The organism is Streptomyces sp. NPDC054796, assembly GCF_053611545.1.
Map to the genome: position 1 here is coordinate 1 of NZ_JBSHAO010000117.1, position 8041 is coordinate 8041.

Below are 8041 nucleotides of genomic sequence, written 5' to 3' on the forward strand. Positions count from 1 at the left end.
CCGTTGAGGGCCCTCGCACGGGCCTCGCGCACTCCGCGCGGCCCTGTATGCGGCCGGGACGCGGCCGTGGGCCACGAGGCCCGCTCACGCGGCGCGGGGGCTCCCAAGCCGTGCCGCCCGCCCCACCTGCACGGGCGGGACGGGCGGCACGCGTCGGGGCGGAGGCCCGTCAGGGGCGTTCGACCTTGGCGCCGAGTTCGGCGAGCTTCTCCATGAAGTTCTCGTAGCCACGGTTGATCAGATCGATCCCGTGCACCCGCGACGTCCCCTGCGCGGCCAGCGCCGCGATGAGGTACGAGAACCCGCCCCGCAGGTCCGGGATCACCAGATCGGCGCCCTGGAGCTTCGTCGGCCCCGACACCACGGCGGAGTGCAGGAAGTTCCGCTGCCCGAACCGGCACGCGGACCCGCCGAGGCACTCGCGGTAGAGCTGGATGTGCGCGCCCATCTGGTTGAGCGCCGAGGTGAAGCCGAGGCGCGACTCGTACACCGTCTCGTGCACGATCGACAGCCCCGTCGCCTGCGTGAGCGCGACGACCAGCGGCTGCTGCCAGTCGGTCTGGAAGCCGGGGTGGACGTCGGTCTCCAGCGCGATGGACTTCAGCGGGCCGCCCGGGTGCCAGAAGCGGATGCCCTCGTCGAGGATCTCGAACGCGCCGCCGACCCGGCGGAACGTGTTGAGGAAGGTCATCATCGACTTCTGCTGCGCGCCGTGGACGAACACATTGCCCTCGGTCGCCAGCGCCGCGCTCGCCCAGGAGGCCGCCTCCAGGCGGTCGGGCAGGGCGCGGTGGGTGTAGCCGCCGAGCTTGTCGACGCCGGTGATGCGGATCGTGCGGTCCGTGTCCATCGAGATGATCGCGCCCATCTTCTGGAGGACGCAGATGAGATCTTCGATCTCGGGCTCGACGGCGGCGTTGGAGAGCTCGGTCACACCCTCGGCCAGCACGGCCGTGAGCAGCACCTGTTCGGTCGAGCCGACGGACGGGTACGGCAGCCGGATCTTGGTGCCCCGCAGCCGCTGCGGGGCCTCCAGATACTGGCCGTCGGCGCGCTTCTCGATCGTCGCGCCGAACTGCCGCAGCACGTCGAAGTGGAAGTCGACGGGCCGCCCGCCGATGTCGCAGCCGCCAAGACCCGGGATGAAGGCGTGGCCGAGACGGTGCAGCAGGGGGCCGCAGAAGAGGATCGGGATGCGCGAGGAGCCCGCGTGCGCGTCGATGTCGGCGACGTTCGCGCTCTCGACGTGCGAGGGGTCGAGCACCAGCTCACCGGGCTCGTCCCCGGCGAGTACGGTCACGCCGTGAAGCTGGAGCAGGCCACGTACGACGCGCACGTCGCGGATGTCGGGCACATTGCGCAGCCTGCTGGGGCTGCTGCCGAGGAGGGCGGCGACCATGGCCTTCGGCACGAGGTTTTTCGCGCCACGGACACGGATCTCGCCCTCCAGCGGGGTGCCGCCGTGGACAAGCAGGACGTCGTCGGTCATGGATCTCCGCGTTCCTGAAGACGGGTTGGGACAAAAGGTAATCGTAAGGGGACGTGGGTCCGTTTACGTAAGGCCGGAATCCTCGTGAGCGCGTCACGGATACGCAATATCGCCCACGGTTCCCGTGCGTGTGCGTGCTGTCACCGGGGCAGGGGCGCCGTCGAGTTGCCGGGGGGCGGATGCCGAGTGGCCGGGCGGGTACGGCGGCCGGGCGGATATGGCGGTTGGGTCCCCGCGGGCGCCGCGGGTGGGGGATCATTGGCGCATGACCGAGGTGTCCTCGCTCACCGGGCGGCTGCTCGTGGCCACGCCGGTGCTGGCCGACCCGAACTTCGACCGCGCGGTAGTGCTCCTCCTCGACCACGACGAGGAGGGGTCGCTGGGAGTGGTCCTCAACCGTCCGACGCCCGTGGGTGTCGGCGACATCCTCGAACCCTGGGCCGCGCTCGCCGGTGAGCCCGGCGTCGTCTTCCAGGGCGGGCCCGTGTCCCTGGACGCGGCGCTCGGGGTGGCCGTCGTGCCCGCCGGGCACGGTGATGCCGACCGGGTGGAGGCGGCGGGGAGAGCTGGCGCCGGCCCACGTCGCGACGCCGGATCCGGCGCCGACCCCGACCCCGGCACTGATTTCGACCCCGATTTCGACCCTGACGGGGACGGGGACGCGGACGTGGACGGGGACGCGGACGGCGCCCTCGGCGGGGAGGCCGTCTCCGGGAGCGGCGACGGGCCGCTCGGCTGGCGCCGGGTGCACGGCGCCATCGGCCTCGTCGATCTGGAGGCGCCGCCCGAACTGCTCGCGGCCGAGCTGGGTTCGCTGCGCATCTTCGCCGGTTACGCGGGCTGGGGCCCCGGCCAGTTGGAGAACGAGCTGTCCGAGGGCGCGTGGTACGTCGTCGAGTCGGAGCCCGGCGATGTCTCCTCGCCCTCGCCCGAGGGGCTGTGGCGTTCCGTGCTGAGGCGTCAGCGCAGCGAACTGGCCATGGTGGCCACGTATCCGGACGATCCGTCTCTGAATTAGGCTTGGTATGCATGAGCACTCTTGAGCCCGAGCGCGGGGCGGGCACCGGCACACTCGTCGAACCGACCCCGCAGACGTCACACGGCGACGGCGACCACGAGCGGTTCGCCCACTATGTCCAGAAGGACAAGATCATGGCGAGCGCGATGGACGGGACCCCCGTCGTCGCGCTCTGCGGCAAGGTCTGGGTACCGGGGCGCGATCCCAAGAAGTATCCGGTCTGTCCCATGTGCAAGGAGATCTACGAGACCATGGGCGCAGGCGGGGACAAGAACGGCAAGGACGGTAAGGGCGGCAAGGGCGACGGCAAGAAGTAGCCCGCCCGCTCCCCCCTCCTCGCCCGCACCCGCACCCCGCGGCTCCGCGTAAGGCTCCTCGGCGCGCCTCGCCCCTCCCGTTCGACGGGAGCGGGCGGGGCGCGCCGTCGTGTGTGCGGCCCGGTTCGTCTCGCGCACGCCGTGGACGCGAATTGGTCGAGACCTATTGCCGCGCGACGTGGGTGCTCGTAGCCTCCTGCGAAGTTGTGCGTAGCGAAACTTGCGTTGCGTATGGTGCAACGCCCAAGTCTTGGGGGTCTCGCCGTGAGAATGGCCGCACGATTCGCACGATTCGCCGTGTCCGCAGTGGCACTCGGCATGGCAGGGGTGGCGGTGGCGGGGTGCGCTCCGTCGACGTCGGGGGACGGGTCGGGGAAGGACGAGAAGAGCGGGACGTTACGCGTCTGGCTCTTCCGCGAGGTCGGCAACAAGCCCAAGGAGCGGGTGGTCGACGCGGTCGTCAAGGACTTCGAGAAGCAGCACGAGGGCGTCGAGGTCGACGTCCAGTACATCCCGATCGACAGCCGCGCCGAGAAGATCAAGGGCGCGCTGAACGACCCCGAGTCCGCGCCCGACCTCATCGAGTACGGCAACACCGACACCGCCGGATACGTCGCGGACGGCGGACTCGCCGACGTCACGGGCGAGATCGGGAAGTGGAAGGCGGCCGGGGACATGGACCCGGCGGCCAAGGAGTCCGTCACCGTGGACGGCAAGGTCTACGGCGCGCCCCTGTTCGTCGGCGTACGCGCCCTCTACTACCGCACCGACGTCTTCGACGACCTCGGCCTCAAGGCGCCCAAGACCCTCGACGAGGTCGTGCGCACCGCCAAGAAGATCCGCGCCGAGCGTCCCTCGCTGTACGGGCTGGCCGTCGGCGGCGCCTACACCTACGGCGCGATGCCCTTCATCTGGGCCAACGGCGGCGAACTGGCCACGGAGAAGGGCGACGGCGGCTACAGCGCCGCCATCGACAGCGCGGACGCCAAGAAGGGCATCGAGGCGTACACCGGCCTCTTCGGTGCCGACAACTGCCCGGCGGGCAAGTGCGCGCAGATGGGCGGCAACGAGAGCGTCGAGGCGTTCACGGCGGGCAAGGCCGGGATGGTCATCGGCGGCGACTTCAACCGTCAGGCCATGGAGGACGGGAAGGTGAAGGGCGACTACGCCGTCGTCCCGCTCCCCGGCACCGACGAGGGCGAGATCGCGCCCGCGTTCGCCGGAGGCAACAACGTCGGCGTGCTCAGGAGCAGCGACCACCGCAGCCTCGCCGTGGACCTGATGAAGGAACTGGCGGGCAAGGAGACCCAGCGGCGGCTCTTCGACGCGATGGGCTTCCTGCCGACGTTCACCGACACGCGGGCCCAGGTGGCCGAGGACGAGCCCTTCGTGAAGCCGTTCGTGCGCACCCTCGACGCCGGGGCCAAGTTCGTGCCCGTGTCGCCCGCCTGGGGCGAGATCGACGCCGGGCTCGTGCTGCCCACGATGTTCCAGGAGGTCGCCAGCGGCCGTAAGTCCGTGGACGAGGCGGCGGAGGGCGCCGCGAAGAAGATGGACGAGGCGTTCGCGAAGTGAGCGGCTCCGAGGTGATCGGCGCGGCCCTTCCCCGGAAGGGCGCGGGGGCCGGCCCTGCCGCCGGGCCCGGCGGGGCGCCCCCGGGGACGGGGCCGGGGCAGGGGCGGCGGCGCACGCACGGGCGTCCTCGCGACGGCGCACGCGCGCGCCCGTCCGCCGCTGCCGCGCGCGGCGGACGGTGGACCCCCTGGCTCTATCTCGCCCCGGCCCTCGTGGTGCTGGGCGGACTGCTGGTCTATCCCGTTTACCAGCTCGGCCTGATCTCGTTCCTGGAATACACCCAGGCGCAGGTCAGCGGCGGAAAGCCGACGTCCTTCCAGGGATTCGGGAATTACGCGGAGCTGTTCGGTGACCCGCAGTTCTGGGACGTGCTGCTGGCGACCGTCCTGTTCGCCGCCGCATGCGTTCTGGGCACCCTCGCCGTGGGCTGCTCGCTCGCCGTCCTGCTCACGCGGATACGGGCCGTGCCGAGACTGACGCTGATGCTCGCGGCGCTCGGCGCGTGGGCCACTCCGGCCATCACCGGATCGACGGTGTGGGTGTTTCTCTTCGACCCCGACTTCGGCCCCGTCAACCGGGTGCTGGGCCTGGGGGACTTCTCCTGGACGTACGGCCGGATGAGCGCCTTCGCGCTCGTGCTCTTCGAAGTGGTCTGGTGCTCTTTTCCGCTGGTCATGGTGACCATGTACGCGGGAATCAAGGCCATTCCGGAAGAGGTTCTGGAGGCCGCCGCACTGGACGGGTCGAGCGTCTGGCGCACCTGGCGCAGCATCATGGCGCCGATGCTGCGGCCCCTTCTCGTGGTAGTGACCATCCAGTCGGTCATCTGGGACTTCAAGGTGTTCACGCAGATCTATGTGATGACGGGCGGCGGAGGCGTCGCGAAACAGAATCTGGTGCTCAACGTGTACGCGTACCAGAAGGCGTTCGCCTCCTCCCAGTACAGCCTCGGTTCGGCGATCGGAGTGGTGATGCTGCTGATTCTGCTGGCCGTCACGCTCGTCCATCTCCGGCTGCTGCGGGGCAAGGGGGAGGAACTGTGAGCGCTACGGAGCGGCTGCCTGCGGCCGTCGGCGGAACGAGGGGAAGAACCGGCCGTCGGTGGGTCCGCAAGCCCTGGCGGCTGGCGGCCGAGGGCGCCGCATTCCTCGTCGCGCTCGTCGTCGCCTTTCCGCTCTACTGGATGGTGCTCTCCGCCTTCAAACCCGCGGGAGAGATCCAGTCCGACCGCCCCGTGCCCTGGACTCTGAATCCGTCGCTCGACGCCTTCCGCCGGGTCTTCGAGCAGCAGGACTTCGGCCGCTACTTCCTCAACAGCCTTCTCGTGGCCGGAACGGTGGTGCTCGCCTCCGCGCTGATCGCGTTCCTCGCGGCGACCGCGGTGACCCGTTTCCGCTTCCGGTTCCGTACGACGCTGCTCATCATGTTCCTGGCCGCGCAGATGGTGCCCGTCGAGGCGCTGACGATCCCGATGTTCTTCCTGATGCGGGACTTCGGCGCGCTCAATTCCCTGGTCTCGCTGATCCTTCCGCACCTCGCCTTCTCGCTGCCGTTCGCGGTGTGGATGCTGCGCGGCTTCGTGAAGGCGGTCCCGGAATCCCTGGAGGAGCAGGCGTTCATCGACGGGGCCAGCAGGACCCGCTTCCTGTGGCAGATCCTCTTTCCGCTGGTCTTTCCCGGACTGGTCGCGACGAGCGTGTTCTCCTTCATCTCCACCTGGAACGACTTCCTCTTCGCCAAGTCCTTCATCATCTCCGCGACCGAGAACTCCACCCTCCCCATGGCCCTGCTGGTCTTCTTCGACACGGAGACCCCCGACTGGGGCGGCGTCATGGCCGGTTCCACGGTGATGACGATTCCCGTCCTGGTCTTCTTCGTACTCGTCCACAGAAGGCTGGTCTCGGGGCTCGGCGGCGCCGTCAAGGACTGACGTCCCCTCCGAGCCCCCGAACCACCCCACACCACCCCGAGAGACGAAGGTGATCGCATGCCGGAAACAGCCGAACCCGCACTGCTCCCGGCCCCCCGCAGCGCCCGCTACCCGGGCGGCACGTACCCGTACGAGGGCCGCCCCGGCGAGGTGCGCACCCGCACCGACAGCGCGCTGGGCCCCGAGGCGTACCGGCTCACCGTCGACGGTGACGGCGTCACCCTGACCGGCGGCGACGAGGCCGGGGTCTTCTGGGGGCGGCAGACCCTCAAACAGCTCCTCGGGCCCGAGGAGTTCCGCCTCACCACCCGCGCGCCCCGCGAGGGCGCCGGAGCGGCCCCCGCGCGCCCGCTGCCCCACTGCGTCATCGAGGACGCGCCCCGCTTCCACTGGCGCGGCCTCATGCTCGACGTCGCCCGGCACTTCATGCCCAAGGCGGGCGTGCTGCGCTACCTGGACCTGCTCGCCGCGCACAAACTCAACGTGCTGCACCTCCACCTGACCGACGACCAGGGCTGGCGTCCCGAGATCAAGCGCTACCCGAAGCTGACCGAGACGGCGTCCTGGCGGGCCAGGACGAAGGTCGGCCACCGGGCCTCCGACATCTGGGACGAGCGCCCGCACGGCGGCTTCTACACGCAGGAGGACCTGCGCGAGATCGTCGCGTACGCGGCCGAACGCCACATCACCGTCGTCCCCGAGATCGACATCCCAGGGCACTCCCAGGCGGCCATCTCCGCCTACCCCGAACTCGGCAACACCGACGTGGTGGACACCACCTCGTTCGAGGTGTGGGCCGAATGGGGCGTCAGCCCGAACGTGCTGGCCCCCAGCGACACCGTCCTGCGCTTCTACGAGGGTGTGCTGGAGGAGCTGCTGGAGATCTTCCCGTCGCGCTATGTGCACCTGGGCGGCGACGAGTGCCCCAAGAGCCAGTGGCGTGAATCCGACGCCGCGCAGAAGCGCGTCGCGGACCTCGGCCTGCCCGACGAGGAGGCCCTCCAGTCCTGGTTCACCGGGCACTTCGCCGGATGGCTCGCCGAGCGCGGGCGGCGCCTCATCGGCTGGGACGAGATCCTGGAGGGCGGCGCCCTGGCCGAGGGCACGGCGGTCTCCTCCTGGCGCGGCTACCGCGGCGGGATCGCCGCCGCGCGGGCGGGACACGACGTGGTCATGTGCCCCGAGCAGCAGGTCTACTTCGACCACCGCCAGGACGGCGGCGCCGACGAGCCCGTGCCGATCGGCTTCGTACGGACCCTGCGCGACGTCTACCACTTTGAACCCGTGCCGCCCGAGCTGGCGGGCACGGCCGAGGAGCGGCACGTGCTCGGCACCCAGGCGAACATGTGGACCGAGTGCACCGAGAACCAGCAGCGCGTCGACTACCAGGTCTTCCCCCGCCTCGCCGCGCTGGCCGAGGTCGCCTGGTCGCCGCTCCCCGCGCCCGCCGAGCGGGACTTCGCGGACTTCGAGCGGCGCATGACCGGGGGCCACTACGCGCGGCTCGACGCGCTGGGCGTCGACTACCGCCCGCCGTCGGGGCCCAGGCCCTGGCAGCGGCGCCCCGGCATCCTCGGACGTCCGATCGAGGGGCCGCCCCCGATCGTGTGAGCCCCGCCGAAGGGGCGGCCCCCTCCGGGCCGCCCCTGGGAACGTGGGGAGCATGTGCCCGAATTGCGTACAAGATTCCCCCCGTCCGCGCGCGCCGGGCG

At 70.5% G+C, this 8041-nt stretch carries 7 protein-coding genes; 6 read left to right on the forward strand and 1 reads right to left on the reverse strand.

From position 1 onward, the window contains the following. Positions 1–169 precede the first annotated feature (169 nt). Complete coding sequence (gene murA / locus ACWGJ2_RS39655) at positions 170–1489, reverse strand: UDP-N-acetylglucosamine 1-carboxyvinyltransferase (RefSeq protein WP_453351269.1); 1320 nt, start codon at positions 1487–1489, stop codon at positions 170–172. 265 nt (positions 1490–1754) lie between these two features. Between murA and ACWGJ2_RS39660 the strand changes: the two genes are divergently transcribed. The 6 genes from ACWGJ2_RS39660 (at position 1755) to ACWGJ2_RS39685 (ending at position 7940) form a co-directional block, all read left to right on the forward strand. Further along, the gene (locus ACWGJ2_RS39660) at positions 1755–2507 is read left to right on the forward strand and encodes a YqgE/AlgH family protein (RefSeq protein ID WP_453351270.1); all 753 of its coding nucleotides are present in this window, start codon (positions 1755–1757) and stop codon (positions 2505–2507) included. Between the two features lie 11 nt (positions 2508–2518). Next, positions 2519–2824 (forward strand): DUF3039 domain-containing protein, encoded by a 306-nt coding sequence (locus tag ACWGJ2_RS39665; protein ID WP_453351271.1) that lies wholly within the window; start codon positions 2519–2521, stop codon positions 2822–2824. A gap of 270 nt (positions 2825–3094) precedes the next feature. Further along, positions 3095–4399, forward strand: coding sequence for an extracellular solute-binding protein (locus ACWGJ2_RS39670; protein WP_453351272.1), 1305 nt, complete (start codon positions 3095–3097; stop codon positions 4397–4399). Between the two features lie 14 nt (positions 4400–4413). After that, positions 4414–5442: a carbohydrate ABC transporter permease gene (locus ACWGJ2_RS39675; RefSeq protein ID WP_453351275.1), complete on the forward strand. Its 1029-nt coding sequence runs from the start codon at positions 4414–4416 to the stop codon at positions 5440–5442. Continuing rightward, on the forward strand, positions 5439–6329 hold the full coding sequence (locus ACWGJ2_RS39680; protein WP_453351273.1) for a carbohydrate ABC transporter permease: 891 nt from the start codon (positions 5439–5441) through the stop codon (positions 6327–6329). The genes ACWGJ2_RS39675 and ACWGJ2_RS39680 overlap by 4 nt, the downstream gene beginning before the upstream one ends. Positions 6330–6386: 57 nt before the next feature. Continuing rightward, positions 6387–7940: a beta-N-acetylhexosaminidase gene (locus ACWGJ2_RS39685; protein WP_453351274.1), complete on the forward strand. Its 1554-nt coding sequence runs from the start codon at positions 6387–6389 to the stop codon at positions 7938–7940. The last annotated feature ends 101 nt before the right edge of the window (positions 7941–8041 follow it).

Excerpts from the sequence above, each read along its gene's own strand:
- ACWGJ2_RS39660 (WP_453351270.1), top strand. The coding sequence starts at position 1,755 with ATGACCGAGGTGTCCTCGCTCACCGGGCGGCTGCTCGTGGCCACGCCG.
- murA (WP_453351269.1), bottom strand. The coding sequence starts at position 1,489 with ATGACCGACGACGTCCTGCTTGTCCACGGCGGCACCCCGCTGGAGGGC.
- ACWGJ2_RS39685 (WP_453351274.1), top strand. The coding sequence starts at position 6,387 with ATGCCGGAAACAGCCGAACCCGCACTGCTCCCGGCCCCCCGCAGCGCC.
- ACWGJ2_RS39670 (WP_453351272.1), top strand. The coding sequence starts at position 3,095 with ATGGCCGCACGATTCGCACGATTCGCCGTGTCCGCAGTGGCACTCGGC.
- ACWGJ2_RS39665 (WP_453351271.1), top strand. The coding sequence starts at position 2,519 with ATGAGCACTCTTGAGCCCGAGCGCGGGGCGGGCACCGGCACACTCGTC.